This is a genomic window from Acrocarpospora pleiomorpha (assembly GCF_009687885.1).
Classification (GTDB): domain Bacteria; phylum Actinomycetota; class Actinomycetes; order Streptosporangiales; family Streptosporangiaceae; genus Acrocarpospora; species Acrocarpospora pleiomorpha.
This window is the reverse complement of record NZ_BLAF01000018.1, coordinates 23,976-47,594: the sequence shown is the minus strand read 5'-3', so window position 1 is coordinate 47,594 and position 23,619 is coordinate 23,976. Positions and strand designations below refer to the sequence as shown.

Annotated in this window: 20 protein-coding genes and 1 tRNA gene; 7 read left to right on the top strand and 14 right to left on the bottom strand. The window is 71.0% G+C overall.

Annotated elements, in window-relative coordinates; all coding sequences use genetic code 11:
- Nucleotide 1 precedes the first annotated feature (1 nt).
- Nucleotides 2-2,596, bottom strand: a complete 2,595-nt coding sequence (locus Aple_RS17585) for a LuxR C-terminal-related transcriptional regulator (RefSeq protein ID WP_155345692.1) — start codon at nt 2,594-2,596, stop codon at nt 2-4.
- A gap of 107 nt (nt 2,597-2,703) precedes the next feature.
- Here Aple_RS17585 and Aple_RS17580 point away from each other — a divergent pair, with 107 nt between their 5' ends.
- The gene (locus Aple_RS17580; RefSeq protein WP_155345691.1) at nt 2,704-3,294 is read left to right on the top strand and encodes a hypothetical protein; all 591 of its coding nucleotides are present in this window, start codon (nt 2,704-2,706) and stop codon (nt 3,292-3,294) included.
- Between the two features lie 24 nt (nt 3,295-3,318).
- Complete coding sequence (locus tag Aple_RS17575; protein WP_155345690.1) at nt 3,319-3,588, top strand: 4a-hydroxytetrahydrobiopterin dehydratase; 270 nt, start codon at nt 3,319-3,321, stop codon at nt 3,586-3,588.
- 86 nt (nt 3,589-3,674) lie between these two features.
- Here the strand turns inward: Aple_RS17575 and Aple_RS17570 are convergent, their stop codons facing one another.
- On the bottom strand, nt 3,675-4,523 hold the full coding sequence (locus tag Aple_RS17570) for a spermidine synthase (RefSeq protein WP_155345689.1): 849 nt from the start codon (nt 4,521-4,523) through the stop codon (nt 3,675-3,677).
- A 59-nt stretch (nt 4,524-4,582) separates the two neighbouring features.
- Here Aple_RS17570 and Aple_RS17565 point away from each other — a divergent pair, with 59 nt between their 5' ends.
- The 3 genes from Aple_RS17565 to lat all read left to right on the top strand — a co-directional run bounded on the left by Aple_RS17565 (nt 4,583) and on the right by lat (nt 8,262).
- Nucleotides 4,583-6,190: a penicillin-binding transpeptidase domain-containing protein gene (locus tag Aple_RS17565; protein WP_155345688.1), complete on the top strand. Its 1,608-nt coding sequence runs from the start codon at nt 4,583-4,585 to the stop codon at nt 6,188-6,190.
- An 86-nt stretch (nt 6,191-6,276) separates the two neighbouring features.
- The gene (locus Aple_RS17560; protein ID WP_246264546.1) at nt 6,277-6,882 is read left to right on the top strand and encodes an HdeD family acid-resistance protein; all 606 of its coding nucleotides are present in this window, start codon (nt 6,277-6,279) and stop codon (nt 6,880-6,882) included.
- Between the two features lie 99 nt (nt 6,883-6,981).
- Nucleotides 6,982-8,262: an L-lysine 6-transaminase gene (lat, locus tag Aple_RS17555; protein ID WP_155345687.1), complete on the top strand. Its 1,281-nt coding sequence runs from the start codon at nt 6,982-6,984 to the stop codon at nt 8,260-8,262.
- A gap of 35 nt (nt 8,263-8,297) precedes the next feature.
- On the opposite strand, the gene Aple_RS17550 is transcribed toward lat, so the two are convergent.
- The 11 genes from Aple_RS17550 to Aple_RS17500 form a co-directional block, all read right to left on the bottom strand.
- Nucleotides 8,298-8,516 (bottom strand): helix-turn-helix domain-containing protein, encoded by a 219-nt coding sequence (locus Aple_RS17550; protein ID WP_155345686.1) that lies wholly within the window; start codon nt 8,514-8,516, stop codon nt 8,298-8,300.
- A gap of 203 nt (nt 8,517-8,719) precedes the next feature.
- A tRNA-His gene (locus Aple_RS17545) sits at nt 8,720-8,795 on the bottom strand.
- A gap of 57 nt (nt 8,796-8,852) precedes the next feature.
- Nucleotides 8,853-9,449, bottom strand: a complete 597-nt coding sequence (orn, locus tag Aple_RS17540; protein ID WP_155345685.1) for an oligoribonuclease — start codon at nt 9,447-9,449, stop codon at nt 8,853-8,855.
- Between the two features lie 22 nt (nt 9,450-9,471).
- Nucleotides 9,472-10,629: a DUF2510 domain-containing protein gene (locus Aple_RS17535; RefSeq protein WP_155345684.1), complete on the bottom strand. Its 1,158-nt coding sequence runs from the start codon at nt 10,627-10,629 to the stop codon at nt 9,472-9,474.
- 19 nt (nt 10,630-10,648) lie between these two features.
- Nucleotides 10,649-12,022: a protein kinase family protein gene (locus Aple_RS17530; protein ID WP_155345683.1), complete on the bottom strand. Its 1,374-nt coding sequence runs from the start codon at nt 12,020-12,022 to the stop codon at nt 10,649-10,651.
- Nucleotides 12,023-13,657 carry a serine/threonine-protein kinase gene (locus tag Aple_RS17525; protein ID WP_155345682.1) on the bottom strand — a complete coding sequence of 545 codons (1,635 nt, stop codon included), beginning with the start codon at nt 13,655-13,657 and terminating at the stop codon, nt 12,023-12,025.
- A gap of 138 nt (nt 13,658-13,795) precedes the next feature.
- Nucleotides 13,796-15,958 carry a serine/threonine-protein kinase gene (locus Aple_RS17520; protein ID WP_155345681.1) on the bottom strand — a complete coding sequence of 721 codons (2,163 nt, stop codon included), beginning with the start codon at nt 15,956-15,958 and terminating at the stop codon, nt 13,796-13,798.
- 250 nt (nt 15,959-16,208) lie between these two features.
- Nucleotides 16,209-16,748, bottom strand: a complete 540-nt coding sequence (locus Aple_RS17515) for a hypothetical protein (RefSeq protein ID WP_155345680.1) — start codon at nt 16,746-16,748, stop codon at nt 16,209-16,211.
- Between the two features lie 145 nt (nt 16,749-16,893).
- A complete protein-coding gene (locus tag Aple_RS17510; protein WP_155345679.1) occupies nt 16,894-18,495 on the bottom strand; it encodes a sigma-70 family RNA polymerase sigma factor in 1,602 nt (533 codons plus the stop codon).
- A gap of 191 nt (nt 18,496-18,686) precedes the next feature.
- Nucleotides 18,687-20,468, bottom strand: coding sequence for a substrate-binding domain-containing protein (locus Aple_RS17505; protein ID WP_155345678.1), 1,782 nt, complete (start codon nt 20,466-20,468; stop codon nt 18,687-18,689).
- Between the two features lie 495 nt (nt 20,469-20,963).
- Nucleotides 20,964-21,602, bottom strand: a complete 639-nt coding sequence (locus tag Aple_RS17500) for a cation efflux transmembrane domain-containing protein (RefSeq protein WP_246264545.1) — start codon at nt 21,600-21,602, stop codon at nt 20,964-20,966.
- A gap of 113 nt (nt 21,603-21,715) precedes the next feature.
- Between Aple_RS17500 and Aple_RS17495 the strand changes: the two genes are divergently transcribed.
- The gene (locus Aple_RS17495; protein ID WP_174889844.1) at nt 21,716-22,519 is read left to right on the top strand and encodes a TrmH family RNA methyltransferase; all 804 of its coding nucleotides are present in this window, start codon (nt 21,716-21,718) and stop codon (nt 22,517-22,519) included.
- Here Aple_RS17495 and Aple_RS17490 read toward each other — a convergent pair.
- Complete coding sequence (locus Aple_RS17490; RefSeq protein WP_155345675.1) at nt 22,491-23,315, bottom strand: D-alanyl-D-alanine carboxypeptidase family protein; 825 nt, start codon at nt 23,313-23,315, stop codon at nt 22,491-22,493. The genes Aple_RS17495 and Aple_RS17490 overlap by 29 nt on opposite strands.
- Before the next feature lie 70 nt (nt 23,316-23,385).
- Between Aple_RS17490 and Aple_RS17485 the strand changes: the two genes are divergently transcribed.
- Entirely contained in the window at nt 23,386-23,583 is a 198-nt protein-coding gene (locus Aple_RS17485) for a YegP family protein (RefSeq protein WP_155345674.1), read from the top strand.
- Nucleotides 23,584-23,619: the final 36 nt, after the last annotated feature.

Genomic DNA, 23,619 nt, shown 5'->3' with positions numbered 1-23,619 from the left:
GTCAGTTCAGCAGCACCCTGGCGAGGGCCGCGCGGGAGGAGACGCCCAGCTTGCGGTAGACGCGGGCCAGGTGGTCGTCCACCGTGCGGCTGCTGAGCAGCAGCTTGGTCGCGATCTCCTTGCTGGTCATGCCGGTCATCGCCAGCTCGGCGATCTGGCGTTCCCGCCGGGTCAGCAGCTCGCCCCGGCGCGGCGCCCTGGCGGCCAGGCGGCGCTGCTCCCGCTCGGCCTCCTCCACCAGCACGGTGGCCCCGATGTCCAGCGCGATGTTCCTGGCGGTGGCCAGCGCGTGGTGGGGGTCGGTGCGGGCGCCCGCCGTCATCAGCAGGGTGCGCGCCACATGCGGGCGCATGTTGACGTCGCTGAACAGGCCGACCGCCTGCTCGGCGAGGGCTTCGGCGGTGCGCTGGTCGCCTTCGGCCAGGCGGACGCAGGCCTGGGCGCGCAGCGCGAAGGCCCGCTGCGCCGGCAGCGTGAGAGCGTCGGCGGCGGTCATGGCGGCGCTGGCGGCGGCGCTGGCCCAGGCGATCTCGTCGCAGCCGAGCGCGGCCTGGGTGAGCGACTCCAGCCACATCGGGCGGTAGCCGGGCTGGCACTGCGGCATGCCGACCCCGCCGCCGATGCCCAGCAACATCCAGCGGGCCCGGTCGGGTTCCCCCGCGACCAGCAGGACCTGGGCGGACAGGCAGACGGTGGTGGCCGACCACCAGCCGTCGACCCCGGCCACCGACTCCCCGGCCCGGGTGGCCAGGTGCACGGCCCTGCTCAGGTCCACGAAGGAGAGGGCTTCGGCGTGGATGGCCTGGACCAGGGCGAGCAGGGTGGGGCTGCCGGACTGGTGGGCGACGTCCTCGGCCTCCTGGCCGAACGTGATGGCCTCGGCCAGGCGGCCGGTGCGGCCGCAGATCTGGGCGGCGGCGGTGAGCACGTCGGCCAGGATGCCGCTGCGGCCGAGCGGCCGGGCCAGCGCGAGCGCGCGGCGGGCGTGCCGTTCGGCGTCGGCGTGCAGCTCCATGAAGAGCTCGGCCCAGGCCAGCCGGGACAGGCAGGTGAGCTCGCGCATGACCTCGGCGTCGCTGAGGCCGTCGGCCAGCGCGCGGGCTTCGGCGATGGCCTCGCCTGAGGACTGCGGATTGCCCTCGTAGGCGGCGGTGAAGGCCAGCAGGGAGTGCGCCGCCGCCTCTTCCTCGGGGGCGGCCGCGGCGGCGATCGCCTCGGCCACCTCCGACAGCGCCCCGCCGACGTCGCCCATCTGCAGCCGCAGGGTGGCCAGCTCGCGGTGCAGCCAGGCGCCCTTGCCGCCCTGCCCGACCTCGGCGGCCAGCAGCGAGGCCGACTCCTGGTAGCGGCCGAGCAGCCGTTCCACCACCGCGCAGGCGGCCACCACCTCGCCGCGGCTGCCCACCGGCAGGTGCGGCAGCAGCTCGTGCATGGCGGCCCTGGCCGCCTCCAGCTGCCCGTCGAAGGTGTACGCCCTGGCCAGCAGCACGCGCAGCTCCACAGACGCGGGATCGGTGAGGTCCCCGACCAGGGGCAGGGCGGCCGTCAGCCAGTCGATGGCCGCGGCGGGGGCGACCATGATGGCCTCCCTGGCGGCCTCCATCAGCGTCTTCAGGTCGCCGGGGTCGTGCCTGCTGGCCGTACGGGAGACGTGGTGGGCCACCTCGCGGACCGGCGCGCGGAGCAGGGTGAGCTCGCGGGCGGCCACCCGGTGGGCGCTCATCCGCCAGGCGGGGTCGGCCTTCTCGTAGATCAGGCGGCGGAGCAGGGGATGCCGGAAGCGGAACCTGCCGTTGCCGTCGGGGCGGATCAGGTCGCGCGCGGCCAGCCGGCCGAGGGCCTCGGTGTGCGGGGAGTCGAGCACCATGGCGACGTCGTCGGGGGTGAACTCGTCGCCCAGGATGGCGGCCGACTGGGCCACCAGCAGCTCGGTGGCCGACAGCAGGGCGATCTCGCCGAGCAGCAGGCCGGTGAGGTCGTGGCGGTGGCCGGAGCGCGACACCACCCGGTCCTCCTGGCCGGCCAGGGCCTCCAGGTAGAGGGGGTTGCCGCCGCTCTCGGCGTAGAGGGCGCGCAGCCCGGGGCGGTTGCCGATCAGGGCCTCCGCGTCGGCCAGGGCCAGCGGCGGGACCTCGATCCGGGCGTGTGGCACGGCGGCGGGCCCGGCTTCGGCCAGCGCGGCCGGGAGCCGTACGCCGCCCTGCCGGTCGCGGTAGGCGCAGACCAGCAGCACCCGCTCGGAGGGGAGCGGGCGGCGGAGCAGGTAGGCGAGCAGCTCGATCGAGCCGGGGTCGGCCCAGTGCAGGTCGTCCAGGATCAGCACGGCCGGGGCCGCCGCGGCGAGCCGCGCCCGCACCTCCCGGGCGAGCACCAGCCGGTCGCCGGTCGGGAACGGATCGAACGCCTCCTCGAAGGCGCGGTAGGGCATCTCCCGCTCGTACTCGGTGGCCCGGCCGCGGCGCACGGTCAGGCCCTGCTTCTCCGCGCGCCGGGCGAACTCGGTCAGCAGCCGGGTCTTGCCGATCCCAGGCTCCCCGACCACCTCAGCGAGACCGCCACGCTCAGCCGCCTCAGCGAGCGCAGTCAACTCCGTCACACGTCCGACGAACACGGGACCCAGTAAAGTCCCGTAATACTACGGATGCTAGGAGTTCGGGGGACCTGACACCGTGATGTCACCGATTCCGCCGTCTGGGAGATCAGATGAATGAATTTCCCTTCCCCTTCTTCGGGGCAGGCGAAGCCAAGTACTACATGTGGGCCGAGGTCCACGTGCGTTTCGAGCGAGAACCCTCGAGTTACCAGCGCACGGCCATCGAATCGAGCTGTCCTGGACCGCTCCAGGACACGATCGACTGGTCCGAGGGGCGCCAGCTGGTCGTCGCGAGTGGGTTGTTTCTGCACGGTGCGCTGGCCAGGGCCTACCCGGCCAAGTCCGGCGATGAGGATTACCTGGGGGACGACGGCTGGTTCTACGCGGCTGTCTCACGTGTGGAACGGTTCAATTCGGCCATCGAGTCCTGGCTCGGTTACGCCAACGATCACTGTCCGGTCATGATGGCCTACCGGGGCGAGGACAGCGACAGCGGCGGCACCGAGTTCTCCCGATGGCACGAGTGGAGCGTCACCCAGCTGCCCCGGCTGATGCCGGAGCTGGAGCCGATCCTGGCCGAGTCGATCGCGACCAGGCAGCAGACCCACGCCACCCACATGGTGCGCGGGGTCATGTCCATGGCCCGCCGGTCCCGGGCGAAGACCTCGCCCGCACCGGGGAGTGGCGCTCCGATGTTCTGAGCGGGGGATGGTTAGGCTCGGGCCATGAACAGTGAGCCCGAGCCGCCCACCTGGACGAGGGACGGCAACACGTTGCGCCGCACGGTCACCGCGCCCGACTTCCCGACCGCGATCGGCATCGTGACCGCCGTGGCGGTGGAGGCGGAACGCATGAACCACCATCCGGACATCGACATCCGGTGGCGTACCGTGCATTTCGCGCTCACCACGCACGACACCGGCGGGCTCACCGACATGGACTACCAGCTGGCCGGGCACATCGACCGGATCGTGGCCGAACAGGGTGGCTCCTAATTAATTAGAAAGTCGTGATCTGGACAGCCGCAGCGGCGAATCGCTTGGTCGGTGGCTATGCGGCTGGCTATGGGACGGGTTTCTGATTAATGACCGAAGACGTCCGGGGGCGGCACGGGGGCGACCACCGGCTCGCCGTCCCGGATCGGCGCGGCTCCGGCGACGAAGTTGACCAGGGCTTCGCCGTGCACGCAGCGGGCCTGGGTGAGGCCGCCCGCCGCGCTGCGGACCAGCCGGTCCACCGGCAGCTCGCGGGCCGACCCGACCAGGATCAGGTTGCCGAACCTGCGCCCGCGCAGCACGCCGGGCTCGGCCAGCAGCAGCACGTGCCGGAACGCGCGGCGCAGCGTGGCCACCAGCCGCCGCGCGAACATCAGGCCCTTGCCGTCGGCCGCGTTGACCAGCAGCGTGCCGCCCGGCCGCAGGATCCGCGCGATGTCGGCCAGATATTCGGTCGTGGCCAGCTCCACCGGCATGATCGCGCCGGTGAACGCGTCCAGCACGACCAGGTCGGCGGACGCGTCCTCGATCCCGGTCGCGCCCCGCCGCCCGTCGGTGATCCTCACCTTCAGGCGCGGTACGGACCGGAGCCCGAGCTGCTCGCGAACCAGCTGAACAAGCCCTTCATCCGGTTCGATCACGATCTGCCGGGACCCCGGCCGGGTGGCCGCCACATACCGGGGCAGCGTGAACGCCCCGCCGCCCACGTGCACCACATCCAGCGGCCCGCCCGGCAGGACGTCGATGACCGTGCCCATGAGCTGCACATACTCGAAGTCCAGGTAGGTGGGGTCGGCCAGGTCCACATACGACTGCGGCACCCCGCCGCTGCACAGCACCCACCCGTACGGCCGGTCGAGGTCGCGCAGGAGTTCCACCTCGCCGTAACTCACCGGATACCGTCCCGGCAGGGGCTCCTTCACAACCTTCGCCATTCTGTCTCCTATGCGTGATATATCCAGGAGTGCACTCTCCAACGTCCAGGAGAAACCGTATGCGCAGGCGGCCGCTGCTCATTCTGATCTCGGTGGCACTCGCCATATTCCTCTCCGGCGTGATCGGCCTGATCATGAGCGGCCGGAGCGAACCCGGCGCCACCGACACCATAGCCACGCCCACCGCCCCGGCCAGCGTCCCGGTCGATGACCCACGGGTGGATGAGGAGGGGGACACCCCGGCGGAGGTCGGCACCGCGTACCTGCAGGCCTGGGCGAAGGGCGACATGGACGCGATGACCGAACTGCTGGTCGACGTGCCGCCGGAATTCGCCACCCTGCACCGCGAGTTCCGCACGGCTGTCGGAGCCGACTCGATCGTGCTCTCGCCCGGCGGCCCCACTCCGACCGGCCCGAACAGCGCGGAACTTCCCTTTACCGGCAAATGGCAGCTGAAGGGCGATGAGGAGATCATCTACCCCTCGGTGCTCCGGCTGCTGAAGTCCGGTCCTGGCTGGAAGGTGGACTGGCTGCCCGACGTCATCCACCCCGACCTCCAGTTCGGCGGCCACGTGGTGCGCAGCCCGATCCCCGGCCAGGCGCCCCGGCTGGCGACCCGGGAGGGCGAGCCGCTGCCGCTGGACAGCGGGGCCGAGCCGTACGTGGCGGATCTGATGCAGGGGGCGCACCCGGGAGAGGCGGGGTGGATCGCGGAGATCCAGAATCCCGGGGAACCGGGCATCGAGCTGGTCCGCGAGGAGGGCGACGGGCCCGCGCCCCGGGTCACCACCACGATCGACCGCTACATCCAGATGTCGGCCGCGCGGGCGCTGGACGGCGTGGCCAATCCGGCCGCCCTGGTCGCCATCCGGCCGTCCTCGGGCGAGGTGCTCGCGGTCGCCGACCGGCTCGGCGGCAAGGGCGCCTTCCAGCAGAAGTTCCCGCCCGGCTCCACCTTCAAGATCGTCACAGCGGCGGCGGTGCTCGGCACCGGGCTGACCACCGACACCCCGGCGGCCTGCCCGGGGCGCTACCAGATCCCGAACGGCCGGTTGATCCTCAACTACCAGGGCAGGGACCTCGGCACGCTCTCCCTCCGGCAGGCGTTCGCACAGTCCTGCAACACCACGTTCGCCCAGCTCGCGGTGGAGCGCCTGACCGCCGACACGCTGGTCGCCGAGGCGGGCAGGTTCGGCTTCGGCGGCGACCTGGCCACCGGCGCGGGTGGCACCTGCGGGTCGCTCACGCCGCCAGGCAACGACGACGCGATGGCGGAGGACTCTTTCGGGCAGGGCACGGTGGAGGCCAGCCCGCTGTGCATGGCGGCGATGGCGGCGGCCGTGCAGAACGGGACCTGGCGCTCGCCGCACCTGCTGCCCGCCGCCCAGCTCCCGCAGCCGATGCCGCGCGAGCTGCCCGCCGACGTGGTGGCCGGGCTGCGTGTGATGATGGCGGCCGTGGTCACCGAGGGCACCGCGATGAACGGCGGGCTGCCCCCCGGGGTGGCCGGGAAGACCGGCACCGCCGAGGTCGGGCAGGGCCGGCCCGATCACGCCTGGTTCGTGGGCTACCAGGACGATCTGGCGTTCGCCGTCTTCGTCGAGAACGGCGGCACGGGCGCGGGCGCCGCGGTCCCGGTCGCGGCGCGCTTCCTCAACGCCCTGTAGTTTGTCATGATTGACGGCAATTTGGGTGATATGAGGGCTTGGTGACGGCCTCCTGGTGGACATGTATTAGGGATGGAGGTGGCGTCATGGCCAATAGGAATACCGACATCCACTCCGGGGCCACGGGCACGGGGATGGCGCCAGAACGATGGTGGACGCTGGCCGTTCGCGGCGTAATGGCGATCATCTTCGGTCTCATCGCGCTGATCTGGCCCGCGATAACCCTGACCGCCCTGGTCATCGTCTTCGGCGTGTACGCGCTGATCAACGGAGCCGCCACGATCCTGGGCGCGTTCCGGGACCGGCCCAGCGGGGAACGCGGCTGGCTGATCCTCTCCGGCCTCGTCAGCCTGGCCGCGGGCATCGCGGTCCTGGTCTGGCCGGGCATCACCGCCCTGGTCCTGATCTGGCTGATCGGGGCCTGGTTCCTCATCACCGGCATCGTCGAGATCGTGGGCGCGGTGATGCGGCGCAAGGAGGTCGAGGGTGACTGGAGCATGATCCTGAACGGCGTGCTCGCGGCGATCTTCGGCGCGATCCTGATGCTCTGGCCGGGCGCGGGCGCGCTCGCCCTGGCCGCGCTGATCGGGATCTTCGCGATCGTGCTGGGCGCCGCGATGCTGGTGCTGGCGTTCCGGGCGCGGCACGTGACGCACCACCCTGGACATCGCGCGCACCCGATGGCTGCCTGAAGAACATCCGGGAATAGACCTCTATAGGAGGAAGCTATTCACATTTCCTGCCGTGTGTGAGGCAATCATGTTGTCCGTACGACTCGATGGGGAGACGACATGGATGACGTGCACGCGCGGCTGGGGCGGCACCTGCTGGTCGACGGGTATCGGCTGGTTCTCGATCTGGAGCGGAGCAAGGGCTCCTGGCTGGTCGATGCCCGCGACGGCAGGAAATATCTGGACTTCTATACGTCGTTCGCCTCCGCGCCGCTGGGGATGAACCCGTTCGACGACGAGCCGGAGTTCCTGGCCCGGCTGGGCCGGGTGGCCGCCAACAAACCCGCCAACTCCGACCTCTACACCGAGGAGCTGGCCGGGTTCGTGGAGACCTTCACCCGGGTGCTGGGCGATCCGGAGCTGCCGCACCTGTTCTTCGTGGAAGGCGGCGCGCTCGCGGTGGAAAACGCCGTCAAGTGCGCCTTCGACTGGAAGAGCCGCTGGAACGAGGCGCACGGCCGGCATCCCGGGCTCGGCACCCAGGTGCTGCATCTGAGCCGCGCGTTCCACGGCCGCAGCGGCTACACCCTCTCGCTGACCAACACCGAACCGGTCAAGACCGACCGGTTCCCCAAGTTCGGCTGGCCCCGCGTCGAGGTCCCCGCGATCCACTTCGGGAATGTCGAGCGGGCCGAGGAGCGCGCGCTGGACCAGGCGGCGGAGGCGTTCCGGCGGCATCCCCACGACATCGCCTGCTTCATCGCCGAGCCGATCCAGGGCGAGGGCGGCGACAACCACATGCGGCCCGAGTTCCTCCAGGCCATGCAGGGGTTGTGTCACCGGCACGAGGCGCTGTTCGTGCTGGACGAGGTGCAGACGGGGGGCGGGCTGACCGGGACGCCCTGGGCGTACCAGCAGCTGGGGCTGGTCCCGGACATCGTGGCGTTCGCCAAGAAGACGCAGGTCGGCGGGATCATGGCGGGGCGGCGGGTGGACCTGGTGCCGGACAACGTGTTCCAGGTGAGCGGGCGGATCAACTCCACCTGGGGCGGCAACCTGGTGGACATGGTGCGATCCCGGCGGCTGCTGGAGATCATCGAGCGGGACGGGCTGATCCCGCGCGCCACGATCCTGGGCGAGAAGCTGCTCGGCGCGCTGCGCGGCCTGGAGGACGAGGGCCTGGTCGAGCACGCCCGTGGCCGGGGGCTGATGTGCGCCTTCGATGTGCCCGGGGACAGTCCCGCCGATCGGGGCGAGCTGATCAGGAGACTGCGCGAGGACGAGGGCGTCCTGATGTTGCCGTGTGGCGAACGCTCGGTCCGGCTGCGTCCGGCGCTCAACCTCGCCGCGGAGGACCTGGACTTCGGGCTCAGCCGACTGGCCGCCGCGCTGCGGTCCTGACGCGCCTACTCAGCGGTGTTCTACTCAGCGGGGTTCTACTCAGCGGTGTTCGCGGCGCGCCAGAGGTCGATGGCGGTGACCCGGGAGTCCACGCCGAGCTTGGAGTAGATCCGGTTGACGTGGTTCTTCACGGTCTTCTCACTGAGGAACAGCCGCTGGGCGATCTCGCCGTTGGAGTGTCCGGTGGCGATGAGGTCCATGACCTCGGTTTCGCGCTTGCTGAGGCTCGTTCCGGTCCGGTCATCGACTCTCATCCGGCCTCCGTGGGCAGAGTCAAGGCGCCGAGGCCCCCGCGCGTCCGGCGTAGCGGTTGTGGCTAGCGGTTGAGTGCGAGCATAACCCGCGATACGGACCTTTGGGGCGATGTCGGCCGACTACTCGCGCGCAATTGCCCGGTTGGCGGTTCCGCGGGCGGGAAAAGCGGAAGGCCGGTCCCTAAGGGACCGGCCTCTCTCGCTGGGGTGAGTGATGGGACTTGAACCCACGACATCCAGGACCACAACCTGGCGCTCTGCCAGCTGAGCTACACCCACCATGTCCGCCGCTTGATCGCTGCGTACAAGGATGAGTGTAGCGGTTTCAGGTGCCAACTACGAACTTGTAATCGCCTCGGCCACGTCACGTGCCGTGGCCGAGTCGGGACCGGGCTGCGGCACGAAGACCGCGGCCCGGTAGTACCGCAGTTCCCGGATGCTCTCGGTGATGTCGGCCAGGGCCCGATGCCCGCCCTGCTTCTCGGGCGAGGCGAAGTAGACCCGCGGATACCAGCGCCGGGCCAGCTCCTTGATGGAGGAGACGTCGATCATCCGGTAGTGCAGGAAGGCGTCCACGATCGGCATGTCGCGGGCCAGGAACGAACGGTCGGTCGCGATCGAGTTGCCGCACAGCGGCGCCTTCTTCGGCTCGGCCACGTGCCCGCGGATGTACTCCAGCACGATCGACTCGGCCTCGGCCAGCGTCACCCCCTCGGCCAGCGCCTCCAGCAGCCCGGAGGCGGTGTGCATGGAGCGCACGACCTCCGACATCTGCTCCAGCGCCTCCGGCGGCGGTTTGATCACGACATCCACCCCGGCGTCCACCTGGTTCAGCTCACCGTCGGTGACCACGCAGGCCACCTCGACGAGCGCGTCCCGGCCGAGGTCGAGCCCGGTCATCTCACAGTCGATCCAGACCAGCAGGTCGTTCATGACCTAAGAGTAGTGCGCGTGGTCAGCCCGCTTGGAGCGAGTCCAGCACCTGGTCAAGTACGGACACGTTGAGATTGTCGGGAATCGAGGCGTAAAACAGGGAAGGCCGCTGCCCCGGACCCTGATCCACCAGCACGAACGCGCCCGGTTCGGTCTTCCACTTCCAGTTGTTGGCCTTGGATTGCTCGGTGAAATCCATCACGTACGAAACGATCCAGGCATCCTTCCCGCTCACCTTGATCGCCTCATTCTTGACGATCTTCCGCTCATGCGCCGGCCGGTAAAAAATCGGTTCGTACGCGACGAGTAGCGCACTGGTCACATTCCGCAGATCCTGCGGCCCGCTGTACGGGAACATCTCGGGCAACCGCGCGGCGTAGACCGAGCCCACCCAGGCGCTGCCCTCGTTCCCGTCGAAGTTCTCCTGCGAGATCGCCTGGTAACCGCTGGTGAACACCGGCATCGAGGGATTGTTCGGCGCGTTGACGCTGTCCGCCTTCGGCACCGTCCACGGGTCACCGGGGAACAGATAGGACAACCCGGCCAGCGGGTCCTGGATCCGGTCCCCGGTCGGCTGCGGCAGCTCGGTGAGCGGCTGCTGGCTCGGCGGCGGCGAGGGCTCCTCGGTTGGCGGGTCCTGGGGCTGGGTCTCCGGCGGCAGCGCAGGCTCGCTCGTGGTGGGCTGCGCGACGGGCGTCTCCGTCCCCCGGTTCACGAACACGAAGATCGCGCCGCCGATCAGGGCGAGCGCCACCACGATCGCGACCCCGCCCAGGATCCACGGCGCCGGCGAGCTCTTCTTCGGCGGCCCGAACTGCGGCTGCGGCATCATGGAGGTCGGGTTCGGCTGCCCCCACTGCGGCTGCCCGCCGGGGTCGGTACCCCACTGCTGCTGCGGCTGGGGCCCCGGCTGCCCGCTCGGCTGATTCCAGGATCCCGATGGCGTCGCCCAGGGCCCCGATGGCGGTGTCGATGGCGGGGTAGGTGATGTCGGCGGCGTCGACGGTCCGGGCATCGGCTGCACCGCCGTGGGCGCGGCCGCCGCGGGATCGGCTGGGGGCGTCGCGGCGGGCTGCTGCTCAAGCGGATGGGTGGCATCGGTCCACTGCGAACCGTCCCACCAACGAAGCTGGGGGGAGCCGTAAGGGTCGGGGTACCAACCGGCCGGGGTCGTCGTCATGCCCGAAAGCCTAGTGAAATCAGCATTTGTACGAGAAGCTCGCTCTGTCCTGAATGGGTTTCCCGGTAGCGGTGTGATCCAGGATCCGCAGGGTTGCGGTGCCCTTGAGGCTACCCGGCCCTGTCACCTTCCAGAGCAACGGCAAATCCACCGATTTCGTATCAGACTCCACCCGCTGCGTTTCCCGGATCTTGCGCCCGTCGCTCTGCTCCCACACGTAGGAGAAGGTCCCGGCGCCGCCGTTGGTGCTGACCACCGCGACGATCCTGGCGGTGGAGTCGCAGCCCTGCACCTTCTTCGGGGCCCGCACGTCCACCTTGGCCACCTCCAGGGCCAGCCCGGGCGCCTGCCGGATCCACAGGATCACCGCGGCGACCAGGATGGCCAGCAGGATGCTGCCCGCCCAGGCGGTGCGCCGCCGGGTCGGCCGCTTGGCCGCGGCCGGGCCCACGTGACCGCGCAGGTCGGGGGTGTGCTGGGTGGACTGCCCCTGCCGCCAGATCTGCGCGGCCGACGTCTCGACCGGAACGCCGGGACCGAACCGCAGCCCCTGCCCGTCCGAGGAACCCGGCTGCGTCGGGTCCTGGCCGCGGAACACGGCGGGGTCGAGCAGCGTGCGCATCTCGCCCGTCTCCGGCACGGCGGCCGGCGGCGGCGAGGTCGGCACGCTGGCGGAGGACCACACGTGCAGCGTCTGGACCAGCCGCTCGCGGGTGGTGAACCCGGTCGGCAGCACGTCCCGCCCGCCCAGCAGGGTGTCCCTGGCCGCGCCGAGACCCCGGGTGGCGGCCATGGCAGCAGCCCGGTCCAGCAGCTGCGCGGACTGGCCGGCGGCCCAGCTGGCGGCCAGGCCCCTGGCCAGGCCCGACCAGGCGGCCACGTCCCGCTCCACCGAGGTGGGCTCGCTGCGCAGCGCTTCGAGCAGCCCGCGCTCGGCCAGCATGGCCGTGCCGTCCTCGCCGATCACGATCGTGCCCGGGTGCAGCGCGCCATGGGTGAGACCGGCGGCGTGCACGGTGAGCAGGGCCTGGGCCGTCTCCACCAGGATGGTGGCGGCGCTGCCCGAGTCCGGCGTGCGCCCGCCGTCCGCCAGCAGCTCGGCCACCGTGGGCATGGCCCGGCGCCCGCTGATCAGCCAGACGTCGCCGCGCGCGGTCACCAGGTCGGCCACCGGCAGCAGGCCGGTGTGCCCGCCCTGCTGCAGCCGCCGGTCCGCGCTGGCCGCCGCCACCAGCCGGTCCCGCGCCGCGGGATCGGCCAGCAGGCGCTGCTCGAAACGCAGCAGACCGGACGGCGTGCCGTCCGGCGCCACCGCGTCATGCCAGGTGCCGACCTCGCTGATTCGGACCCGCCCGGTCAGCCGGTGCCCGGCGACGCTCCCCCCGTCGTGCATTTACCGCCGCCTCCGATGCCTTCCCACGAATCGCCTCACGGCAAGTGTGGCGGGAATCAGGCCCGTCGTCATCAGGCCGACGGCGAACACCCCGGCCGCGGCCGTGGCCAGCGGGCTCTCGCTGGGCTCGGTGTCCGGGCTGGCGAGCGTGATGGTCGGCTCCTCCCGCGGCGTGGTCGGCGGCGGCGTGGTCGGCGGGGGAGTGGACGGGGGCGGCGTGCTCGGCGGGGGAGTGGTCGGCCGGGTGGTCCGCGTGGGCGTCGGTGTCGGCGTCCGCGTCGGGGTCGAGGACGGGTTGCCCGGGATCGTCGTCGTCGGGTCGGGCGCCTCCGGGGTGGGCGACTTCGACGGCTTCTTGGTCGGCTTGGGCGTCGGCTTCTTCGTCGGCGTAGGCGTCGGCGTCGGGGTCAGGCCGGGCTGCGGCGGGGCCTGGGTGGTGGGCGCGGTGGTCGGCGGGTCGGGGTCGGTGGGTTCCTCCGCCGGTGCCGTCGACTCCTCCGGGACCACCGGCTCCGCGGTGTCCTCGACCTCCTCCACCGGGACCTCGGCGTCCACCGCCGAGGCGGTCGGCGAGACCGTGGTCTCCCCGGCCGACAGGGTGGTGCCGCTGAGCGACCCGACCACCACCGCGGTGCCCCCGGCGATGACGGCCATGCCGACCACGGTGAGGCCGATCTTCATGATGGCCTTGCTGAACAGGCCGCCGCCCAGCTTGCTCTCGTTCAGCGTGGTGGCGACCTCGGGGGCCTCCTCGGTGAGCGGGAAGAACGGCAGCAGCAGCCCGGCCAGCGCGGCCAGGCGGCGCCGCCCGCGCTCCTCCCAGTTGTCGCCGTACGCGTCGGCGGCGACGCCCTCCAGCTCGCGCAGGAAGGACTCGGCCGAGCGCGGGCGGTCCGCGGGGTGCTTGGCCATGCCGCGCTCGATCAGGCCCTGCAGCTGGGGCGGGACCTCCTCGATCGGGGGCGCGGCGGCCTGGTGCTGGCGGGCCAGCGCGGCCAGGTTGGTGGCGCGGAACGGCCGGGTGCCGGTGAGGCACTCGAAGAACACCACGGTGGCCGCGTAGACGTCGGTGGCCGGGCCCGCCGGCGCGCCGGACCACTGCTCCGGCGCCATGTACGCCGGGGTGCCGGACACGTTGGTGCCCTCCCCGGCCCGGGCGGCGATGCCGAAGTCGACCAGCTTGCTGGTGCCGTCGGCCTCCACCATCACGTTCTCGGGCTTGAAGTCCCGGTGCACGATGCCCATCTCGTGGGCGATCCCCAGGCCGATCACCGAACCCTTGAGCACGACCAGCGCCGCCTCGGGACCGGTCGGGCCCTCGGAGCGGAGCATCGCGCGCAGCGAGACGCCGTCCACGAGCTCCATCACGATGGCGGCGCCCTGGGGGTGCTCGACGTACTCGTAGAACCTGGCGGCGTGCGGGTTGCGCTCCATCAGCGCGAGCAGGCGGGCCTCGTGCCGGAAGCGGGCCACGAAGCTCAGGTCGGAACGCAGCTCCTCGGACAGGTATTTGATCGCCACCAGCGTGCCGTCGGCATCGTGTCTGGCGAGAACCACCTGCCCCGCGCCGCCGGTCCCGAGCTCGCGCATCTCGGTGTAGCCGGGAACGCGCCAGGCGGCCGGTCTACCGTACATAACGGTCTCCTTACAATCCCCGGGCCCCCGCCACGACGAACACGTATCTTAGTGATCCACAAGACGGTGATACGAATAGTCACGACATAGTCGTGGATGGTGTCAGAAAGAGACCATTGTGGCGTACGTGACGAAATGTCATTCGATGATCGCGCAATTGGCGACTTTTTCGGCCCTGGTTGGCGAGCGCCCGAAGGCGGGGTCGGTCACCGCGGCCAGGCCGTAGTAGGTGTCGCAGAGCATGCCGAAGTCGAACCTCACCGTGACCGTGTAGCTGGTCTGGCCCGACAGCGTGAAGGTCTGCGTGTTCACCGGGTTGGAGCCGCCCTGCCCGCGCGCGTAGGTGGTGGTCAGCTTGACCGTGCCCGGGCCGTCCGTGGTCACCTGGACCGTGCTCGTGATGTCCCCGTTGCCGTCCCGCTGCCCGCCCAGGCTCACCATGAGGCCGGTGACCTTGACCTCGCACTCCGCCTTGACGTCTTTCTTCACGCTGCCGGCGGGCCCGCCCGGATCGGTGCTCGCGGTGAAGCTCACCGAGCCCGTGCAGACCGGCTTGGTGAAGGTGTAGGTGAAGGTCCTGGTGTAGGAGCGCTGGCCGGCCAGGCGCAGGGCCGACAGGGTGGAGGACTGGCTCGCGCCGGTGAAGTCGCCGTTCAGCTCGATCCGGCCGGTGCCGTCGGTCTCCACCTTGACGGTCGCGGTGGCGGTCTTGCCGTTCTTGTCGATCGCGACCGACTGCACGGCCAGGTCGGTCACCTGGGTCGGGCAGGCGGCGACCTTGGTGGTGGCGGTCACGGCGCCGGTGGCGGCGGCCGGGCTGGTGGTGGCGACTATGCCCCAGGTGCCGGTGCAGGGCCGGGTGCCCAGGTCGCGGCTGACCGCCTTGGTGTATTTCTTCGCCCCGCTCAGCGCCATCGACTGGGAGCCGACGACCTTGCCGTTCACGGTGAACTTCACGGTCAGCGTGGTCTTGGCGACGCCGTCGGTGACCACCGAGACCGTGCCCTTGGCCAGCGGCGCCGACGCCGAGGAGGCCAGCGAGAGACCGCCCACGGCCACCCCGAGCACCTTGGTCGGCGCGTCCTTCGTGGGAGTGGGGGTGGGCGTCGGATCGGGATCGGGCGTCGGTTCCTGCGTGGGTTCCTCGGTTGGCTCTTCCGTGGGTTCCTCGGTCGGTTCCTCGGTGGGTTCCTCCGTCGGCTCCGCGGTGAACTCCTCGATCGGGGACGGCGTTTCCTCCGCCACCACCGGAGTCACCTCCTTGATCGGCTCGTCGCTGGAACCCAGGACGTACGCGGTGATCCCGCTGCCCGCCACGACCAGGGCCACGGCGCCGATGACGACCTTGCCCAGCAGGCTGCGCCCGAACGCGCCGAGCGAGGACTTGAACAGCGTGGTGCCCACCTGCGGCACGCCCCCGCCGCCGCTCATCGGGAACAGGCCCGCGACCAGCCCGGCCAGCGCGGCCAGCTTGCGGCGGCCGGTGGCCTCCCAGTCGGGCCCGTACGCGGCGACGGCCACCGCCTCCAACTCGGCCACGAACATGGCCGCGGTGGCGGGCCGCCGACGCGGGTCCTTCGCCATGCCCCGCTCGATCAGGCCGCGCACCGGCACAGGCACGTCCCCGGCCGGGATCGCCGCGGTCTGGTGCAGGTGCATGAGCACCGCATGCTCGGTTGCCTGGTACGGCCGCCGCCCGGTCAGGCACTCGTAGAACACCGCCGTGGCGGCGTACACGTCGGTGGCGGGGGAGGCGGGATGCCCGGCCCACTGCTCCGGCGCCATGTACGCCGGGGTCCCGGCCGGGGTACCGGCGTCGCCCGCCTTGACCGCGATGCCGAAGTCGACCAGCTTGCTGCTGCCGTCGGCCGGGACGACCACGTTCTCCGGCTTGTAGTCGCGGTGCACGACGCCCCGCTGGTGGGCGGCGGCCAGGCCGAGGAGCGAGCCCTTGAGCACGGCCAGCGCCGCCTCGGCCCCGGTGCCGCCCTCGGCCCGCAACAGCGCGCGCAGCGGCGCGCCGTCGATCAGCTCCATCACGATGGCCGCGCCCTCGGGTGTCTGCACGTATTCGTACAGTTTCACCACGTGCGGGTCGTCGACCTCGACGAGCAGGCGGGCCTCGTCGCGGAAACCGTCGAGGAAGCCCGGCTGCCCACGCAAGTCCTCGGAGAGGTACTTGATGGCCACATGGGCGCCGGACGCCTCGTGCACCGCGAGCACGACTCGGCCTCCGCCGCCGACTCCGAGAGTGCGCACTTCGGCATAGCCGGGTACGCGCCAGTCGCCGGGGGGAACCATGGAGGCCTCCTGTGGTGGTGCATGAAGTAGACGCCCTGCCGGACCGGTCGGTTGACCAGATTGTTCGGAATTGGCATGTGAAGCCGCGTGAGCGGATCAACGCTAGGGCGTCAAAAGGAGACCTCTCGGACTATGTCCGCTTTTGTAAGAACAATGGACCACTCTGGACAGCACCACTTCGCGCGGTCCGGAGACCGCGTCAAAGAGAACGCCAAAGAGAACGGTCGAGCCGCCGGCGGCAGCCGTACCTTTAGATCACCCGTTCCAGGAGGCGGAGTTCCTCGCGTGGACGGGGGACCTCAAGGGCGGCGGGGGTGCCCAGGATGCGCCGTACGTCGATCGCGCCTGGATCGCCCTCGCGAGCCCCCGGCACCTGGGAGTGGCCGAAATGCCCTCCTCGCGCCCACAGGCGGCCATCGCCTCCGCCTGCGAGGGAGTGCGGGAACGGCAGGGGTGGACCGGCCGGCCAGCGGCGGGGCACCTCCCAGGAGTCCAGCCAGGCCAGGATCTCGTCCAGCCCGTCGAGCTTGCTGTCGGTGAAGGGTTCCTGTACCGAGCCGAGCACCCTGATCTGGATGCACGCCCGGCCATGCCGGTTCAGGTCGCCGCCCAGGCCGCACGCCGCCCGGGAGGGCGGGAGCTGCTGGACGATCTGCCCGAGCACCGGGTTCCACACCAGGTGCGCGGGGCGGTTCAGCTGGACGAGCCGCTGAGCGACGGACTTGGCCGAGATCCCTTGTGGGTCGGTCGGCCAGATGAACCAGACCACCCGGGGCGCGCCGCCGTTCATGGGGCCGGCGTCCTGGGGAGCGGGAATTCGACTGGCAACGGGTAGCCATGCCTGGGCCACTGTGCCCCCTCATGTCCTTGGTCGCCTGTTTTCTCCCCTTGTGATCTCTGCGCGAAACTTATGATCTCTGGACGTGTTCGGGGGGTTATGTGGGCTCGCTCGCGGCGGGCACCGTCGGGGTCGGGGACGCGGACACCGTCGGCGACGGGCTCGGCGCGCGCGGGGTCGTCGTCTGCTGGGGCACGCCGTCCGGCGGCGTCTGGGCGTTCTCGCCGCGCCACCACACCTTGCACACCGGATTGCCGCCCGCGGACCGGAACGCGACCGTCGCGCTCCCCGCCTCGCCCGGCTCGCTCACCGTGAGCGTCACCCTGCCGGTCGCGCCCGCCTTCAAGCGGCCCTTCCTGGCCGAGATCGTGGCCCCGCCGGAGACCGTCGCCGTCCAGGACAGGGCGGCGTTGCGCGCGCTCAGCCAGATCACGTCGCCGGTGGTGTCGCCGATGTCGCCGGGGCAACTCAGGCTCAGCGCGGGGGAGGTGGGCCGGGCCGTCCGGCTCTTGGTGGGCGTCGGCGTCGGCCTGGCCTGGGCGATCGGGGTCGGCTGGACCGCGGGGGCTGATCCTGGCGCGGCGGTGGAGCTCTCCGGCGGATCCTCGGATGGGATCTCCGACGGGGTCTCCTCAGGACCTTGGATCGATCCATCTTCGGACGGCAGGTCGAGCTGCGGCTGCGTGCTGGGCGGCGGCATCGCCTCGATCCTGATGCTGCCGGCCGCGTCCTGGCCGCTGACCCACGCCAGCGACCCGGCCGCCGCCACCACGCAGGCCAGCGTGGCCACGATAGGCGTGACCTTGCGCCGCCCCCGCGCCCTGCGCCGGTCGGGCGCGGCCCGGCGGCCCCGCCTCGGCCGGAACTCGGCGGTCACCGGGAAGCCCTCCCGGTCGAACCGGTCGGCCCGCTCGGTGATCAGCACCCGGGTCTGGTCCCGGTCCGGGTTGACGCAGGTGTCCACCACCCGGCGGCGCAGCGACAGCGGCGGATACATGATCGGCACCAGGTCCAGCAGCCGCGTGGCCGCCACGTGCTTCTGGCGGCCCTCCGCGCAGACCTCGCAGCCCGCGATGTGCCGGGTCAGCTTCTGCCGCAGCAGCGCGCTGAGCGGCCCGTCCCAGGAGTCGAGCAGGGCCGAGACCTGCGGGCAGTGCGCCCGGCCCACCCGGGCCAGGATCACGGCGGCGGCCGCGTTCTCCAGGTGGTCGCGGCCCCGGGTCAGCCGCTGGGCGGCCTGCCGCGCGGTCAGCCCGAGCACCGCGCTCACCTCCGCCGGGGCAAGACCATGCCGGAGCGTCAGCTCTAGCACCTCGCGCTCCTGGCGGCTCAGCTCGCCCAGCGCTTCGTGCACGGCCAGGCTCAGCTCCGGGTCCTCGGCCTCCTCCACCGCCGGGATCGCCCCCGTGGCCGTACGGCCGGAGGAGCGGGCGGCGCACTGGAAGCGGACCAGCGCGTACAGCCAGGCGCGCAGCCGGATCGGCTCCTTCAGGCGGTGCACCGAGCTCTGCGCGGTGACCATGGCGTCGTGCACGGCGTCCGCGGCGGCGTCCAGGTCGCGCAGGCAGGTGTAGGCGTAGTCGGTCAGCCGGTCCGCGTACGCGTCGTAGAGACTGGCGGGTGCGTGCGCGTCGGCCTGGCGCAGCGCCTCCAGTAAACGGTGATCGTCGGCGCGGCCGACGTTCGGCCATCCGGGCAACGGTGTCCTCCCCGAGATCGGGACCAGTAACGAAATAGGCGTGCTCTGCCAGGCCCCTCGCGATAAAGACGCTCGTTTCCGGACGCGCGTTTACGGCGCAGTGATCCATGCCCAAGTGGCATGAGCTGGGAAAACAGGGACGCCGGGCCCCTGGTGGGACCCGGCGTGCCGGTGGTGCGGATGGGACCGCGCTACTGCTGCGTGGAGGGGCAGTTGGGAGTGCAGAGACGGCGGGCGATGCCCTTGAGGAAGATGTTGCGGATCTCCAGCACGGTCTGCGGGAAGTAGGCCGTGCCCCCGGTCGTGCGCGCGATCCGGGTCATCTGGGTGCGGTTCCCGTCGGCCTCGGTGTTGAACGAGATGATCAGGATGCTGACCGGTTTCTGCGGGTCGAAGGCCGCCTTCAGCCGCTGCAGGATCCCGGCGTTGGAGATCCCGCCGGACGGGTCGTCGTTGCCGACGCCGTCGGTGAAGAGCAGGATCGTGTTGATCTTGTCGGCCTGGTACTCCTTGGTCATCTTCTGGTAGGCGGCCCACAGCGTGTCGTTCAGGCCGGTGTTGCCGGTCGGGATCGCCTTGAGCTCCGCCAGGTTCTTGGCGACCAGCTCGCGCCGGGTGATCCCGTTCAGCTGCTGGGCCAGCGGGCCGATCGGGATCGTCTCCTTCCAGTCCACCTTCGGGCCGTCCAGGTTGTCGGAGAAGACCCAGGTGCCGATCTCGGTCTTTTCCGGGAACAGCTTGAGACCCTCGGTGGCGACATCGGCGATGGCCTTCATCCGGGTCACGCCGGTGTTGTCGGCGGGCAGCGCCATCGTGCCGGAGATGTCGACGAGGGAGAGCAGCCGGGTGCCGAGGCTGACCCGCTTCCAGGACTGGGCCAGGGTGGTGACGGTCTTGGCGTCGGGGAGGGGCAGGGCGGTGGGGGCCTTCGGGTTCAGGCCCTGGGCCTCGGTGAGCGCGCTGCCGATGCCGTCGGGGGTGCGGAAGCCGTACTCCTGGATGGTCTTCTTGGACGCGGCGGACCCCAGCTCGGTGACGAACTCCTTGGCGGCCTTCGCGGCCCCCGCGTCGTTCTTGATCGTGCTGACGATCGGGTAGTCCAGGTTGACCGTGCCCTCGGCCGGGTAGAGCGCCACCGCCGCCGCGTCGTTCTTGGCGTTGAACGCCCAGACCGACTGCTCGCTGGTGACGCCGATGGGCACCCGGTTGGCGGCCTTGGCCAGGGTGGCGAACAGGCTGTCGGGGGAGGTCACCTTCGACTCCGACAGCTGCCGGAGCACGCCCACCAGCAGCTCGTCGGTGTTGGCGGCGCCGCTGGCCTTGAGCACTCCGGCGGCGGCGGCCAGCGCGCCGAGCCCGGCCGCGTTCAGGCCGGGGTCGAGCACCAGCACCCGGACCTTCTTGGCCAGGCCGTCGGGGTTGGCGGCGTTGGCGGCGTTCACCATGCCGGTCCAGCTCGGGGTGAAGGCGGAGGCCAGCTGCTCGGCGGCGGCCTTGGGCGCGGTCAGCACCACGGGGGACTGGGCCACGTTGCCGAGCACCTCGGGCGCGCCCTCCTTGGGCAGCCCCGCCAGCCAGAGGCTGGAATCGGGGATCCACAGGTCGGGCCGGGGCGCGTCGCCGACGCCGGAGAACGCCGCCGCCACGCCCGCCGAGTCGGATCCGGACACGGTGACCGCCATGCACTTGCCGTCCACCGTCTTGCCGGACTTGCCGAACCGCTCAGCGATCTTCGCCACCGCCGGTTCGACGTCCTTGGACGTCACCACCTTCAGGGCGACCTTGTCCACGCCGCAGCCGGGGCCCTCCTTGTTGACCACCACATACGCGGCCACGCCGAGCAGCACCGCGAGCGCGACCGCGCCGGCCAGCGGCACCAGCACCTTGCCCGCGCCGCCGCGCCGCCGCGGCGGGGGCTCCGGGTAGGGGTTGTAGCCGCCTTCGAGTTCATCGGTGCGATGGCGTCCGCCCACGGTGGCCTCTTTGGTGTCGATTGACTCCCGACGGTACGCGCCAGCGTTACGCCATATAGGGAGATTCTCCGTAATGCTTACGGAACGATAGCGGCAAGCCTAAGAACGGCAAAACCGCACTTCTAGTGCAACGATTACTTTCCGTATATATAGGGATTTGGTCTGTATTGGAGGACGCGATACATCTTGACATGGCCAAGACGCGATGTATCGTGATGCCAACGGTCATGAAATTTCGTGTTTTGGTGCAGGGGTTGCTGTGCAGGGGGAGCCGCGAGACGTGGTGGTCAGGCGCCGTTCAGGCGACCTGTTACTGATCCAGTTCGCGCCGCCCGGCGTCACCCCCGCCGTACGGCACGGCCTGCGCGGCCTGGCGAATCTACGCGAAATCGTGATGAAGGAACGGCTCTGCCGCGCCTGGACCGACCCCGGCGGCGCCCAGTGCGTGATCCGCGAACTCCGCGCGGCCGGTCTCGACCTCGCCGTGGTGACCCTTCAGTGGCAGCAGGAGTGGCCACGCCAGGCCTTGCGCCCCTCGTGCACGGCCGCCGCCGCCAGTATCAGCGCCACCGCCGGATCCACCCACCACCAGCCGATCGTGTTCAGCGCCAGCCCCAGCAGCACCCCCGCCGCGGTCACCGCGCAGAGCAGGTTCTGGGTGCCCTCACCCTCCGTGGCCGCCGAGCCGAGCCTGGCCCCGACCCGCCGCTTGGCCAGCCCCAGCAAGGGCATGCTCACCAAGCTGATCGTCGTGACCACGATGCCCAGCGCGCTCGGCGTGGCCCGGTAGCCCTCGCTCAGATCGTGCGCCACGTGCAGCACGAGATAGGGCGCCAGCAGCCAGAAGCTCACCGCCACCGCCCGGGACGCGGTCTGCTCCGCGTTCAGCGAGTGCAGCCGGGCGCCGGTGAACCGCCAGATCACGATGAGGCTGGCCAGCGCCTCCACCAGCGCGGAAAGACCCCAGCCGACCAGCGCCACCGAATGCGCCCGCGTCCCCGACCACAGCCCGAGCAGGCTCTCGGCGCCGAGCCAGCCGAGGGTCGCCACGGACAACAGGCGAGCCCGGCGCGCGTCCCTCAGCCAGCCGGCTTCCTGCACGGCCGGATGTACGTGCGTTCGCTGGTCAGGCACCTTGACCTCCGATCGTCGCCCACCCGGCCACATGCAGCGGAGAGTACTGTATCGGTCACGATTGGTAATCGTCGACTGGCGGCTTAAAGGAGCGGCAACGGTACGCTGGCCTGATGGTCATCGAGGTGGACTCCGCCGCCGACCCGCGGATCGCGGACTACACCCGCCTGCGCGACACCGACCTGCGCAAGGCGCTGGAACCCGAGCAGGGCCTGTTCCTGGCCGAGGGCGAGAAGGTCATCCGCCGCGCCCTGGCCACCGGCCACCCGCTCCGCTCGCTGCTGACGACCCGCAAGTGGCTGCCCTCCTTCGCCGACCTGCCCGCCGACGCCCCCGTCTACGTCGTCTCGGATGCGGTGATGGAGAACATCACCGGCTTCCAGGTCCACCGGGGCGCCCTCGCGTCCATGTGCCGCCTGCCGCTCCCGGCCGTCCAGGACCTGCTGGCCGGACCCGCGCGCCGCGTCCTGGTCCTGGAGGACCTGGTCGACCACGGCAACGTCGGCGCGATCTTCCGGTGCGCCGCCGCGCTCGGCGTGGACGCGGTCGTGCTCTCGCCGCGCTGCGCCGACCCGCTCTACCGCCGCGCGGTCAAGGTCTCCATGGGCGCCGTCTTCGCCATTCCGTACGCGCGGATGGCCGACTGGTACGGCGGCCTCGCCGACCTGCGCCGGGCGGGCTTCCAGACCCTCGCCCTCACCCCCGACCAGAACGCCCCCGCGATCGACAAGATCCCCCTCGCCGACCGGGTCGCCCTGCTGCTGGGCTCCGAGGGCGACGGCCTGTCCTCACACTGGCTGGCGGAGGCCGACCACGGCGTCTCCATCCCGATGAGCCCGAACGCGATGGCCCTCGGCGTCGACTCCCTCAACGTGGTGGCCGCCGCCGCTATCGCTTGCCACGCGCTGCTGCGCTAGTCTCGCCGACCGCCCAGTTGATCATTCTGCGGGCGCTGGCGTAACGCCGGGCCTCGGTGGCCTCGCCGAGCACGACCCCCATGTAGGTGTGGCCGGACTTGGTGGCCACGAAGCTGAGGCAGTAGCCCGCCGCGCTGGTGTAACCGGTCTTCAGGCCGATCACGCCGTGGCCCAGCAACTCGTTGGTGTTGTGCCAGGTGTGGCGGCCGAACTTGCGCGCCTTGGTCCTGGCGATGGTGGCGATCACCGGGTCCCGCATCGCCACGCGGGCCAGCGCGACCTGGTCCCGTCCGGTCGAGTACGCCCCGGACGCGGGCAGCCCGTCCGGATTGACGTAGTGGGTGTTCCGCAGATTCAACCGGCGCGCGGCGGCGTTCATCTTGGCCACGAACGTGCGCGTGCCAGGGCCGTACCGTTCGGCCAGGGCGTGCGAGGCGTCCGCGCCCGAGTTGAGGAGCAGGGCGTACAGCAGGGCGCGCACGGTGAGGCGCTCGCCCGCGCGCAGCCCGCCCGTGGTGGCGCCCCGGGCCGCGGCGTAGCTCACGTCGGCCCGGGTGATCCTGATCACGTCGTCCAGCGAGGACTCCCGGCGGACCACGTAGGCGGTCATGACCTTGGTGAGGCTGGCCACCGGGACCCGGCGCGTCTGCCGCTTGGCGTAGTGGATCGTTCCCGTGGCGGCGTCCACCAGGTACGCGACACGCGCCGTGACGGGAGGCGCGGGTGCCGCGACAGCCGTACCGGGAAAGGCGAGGATCAGAATCAGTGCGAAGAGGGCCCCGAGGCGCATACGCATGTGGTCATGATCGCATGCCGACCGGTCGGGGTAAGGCTGCGAAACAGCCGGTTCGTCTCGGGGGGATTAGATGGCAGGACGTTTCATCATCAGCAAGGACAAGGGCGGCGTTTTCCGGTTCAAGCTGGTCGCGGGCAACGGCCAGACGCTCGCGGTCAGCGACGGCTACGCCAGCAAGGCGGCGTGCGTGAACGGGGTCGAGGCGGTACGGCGGCACGCCGTGGACGCCAGGATCGACGATTCGGCGCTGGAGCCGCTCCGGCTCTAGACCTCGGCGGGTTCGTCCTCCCGCGCCGCCGGGGCG

Coding starts and splice junctions, on each gene's coding strand:
- Aple_RS17525 (WP_155345682.1), bottom strand. CDS start 13,657: ATGTACGGTAGACCGGCCGCCTGGCGCGTTCCCGGCTACACCGAGATG.
- Aple_RS17560 (WP_246264546.1), top strand. CDS start 6,277: ATGGCCAATAGGAATACCGACATCCACTCCGGGGCCACGGGCACGGGG.
- Aple_RS17575 (WP_155345690.1), top strand. CDS start 3,319: ATGAACAGTGAGCCCGAGCCGCCCACCTGGACGAGGGACGGCAACACG.
- lat (WP_155345687.1), top strand. CDS start 6,982: ATGGATGACGTGCACGCGCGGCTGGGGCGGCACCTGCTGGTCGACGGG.
- Aple_RS17520 (WP_155345681.1), bottom strand. CDS start 15,958: ATGGTTCCCCCCGGCGACTGGCGCGTACCCGGCTATGCCGAAGTGCGC.
- Aple_RS17570 (WP_155345689.1), bottom strand. CDS start 4,523: ATGGCGAAGGTTGTGAAGGAGCCCCTGCCGGGACGGTATCCGGTGAGT.
- Aple_RS17535 (WP_155345684.1), bottom strand. CDS start 10,629: ATGACGACGACCCCGGCCGGTTGGTACCCCGACCCTTACGGCTCCCCC.
- Aple_RS17495 (WP_174889844.1), top strand. CDS start 21,716: ATGGTCATCGAGGTGGACTCCGCCGCCGACCCGCGGATCGCGGACTAC.
- Aple_RS17530 (WP_155345683.1), bottom strand. CDS start 12,022: ATGCACGACGGGGGGAGCGTCGCCGGGCACCGGCTGACCGGGCGGGTC.
- Aple_RS17515 (WP_155345680.1), bottom strand. CDS start 16,748: ATGAACGGCGGCGCGCCCCGGGTGGTCTGGTTCATCTGGCCGACCGAC.
- Aple_RS17485 (WP_155345674.1), top strand. CDS start 23,386: ATGGCAGGACGTTTCATCATCAGCAAGGACAAGGGCGGCGTTTTCCGG.
- Aple_RS17550 (WP_155345686.1), bottom strand. CDS start 8,516: ATGAGAGTCGATGACCGGACCGGAACGAGCCTCAGCAAGCGCGAAACC.
- Aple_RS17490 (WP_155345675.1), bottom strand. CDS start 23,315: ATGCGTATGCGCCTCGGGGCCCTCTTCGCACTGATTCTGATCCTCGCC.
- Aple_RS17580 (WP_155345691.1), top strand. CDS start 2,704: ATGAATGAATTTCCCTTCCCCTTCTTCGGGGCAGGCGAAGCCAAGTAC.
- Aple_RS17565 (WP_155345688.1), top strand. CDS start 4,583: ATGCGCAGGCGGCCGCTGCTCATTCTGATCTCGGTGGCACTCGCCATA.
- orn (WP_155345685.1), bottom strand. CDS start 9,449: ATGAACGACCTGCTGGTCTGGATCGACTGTGAGATGACCGGGCTCGAC.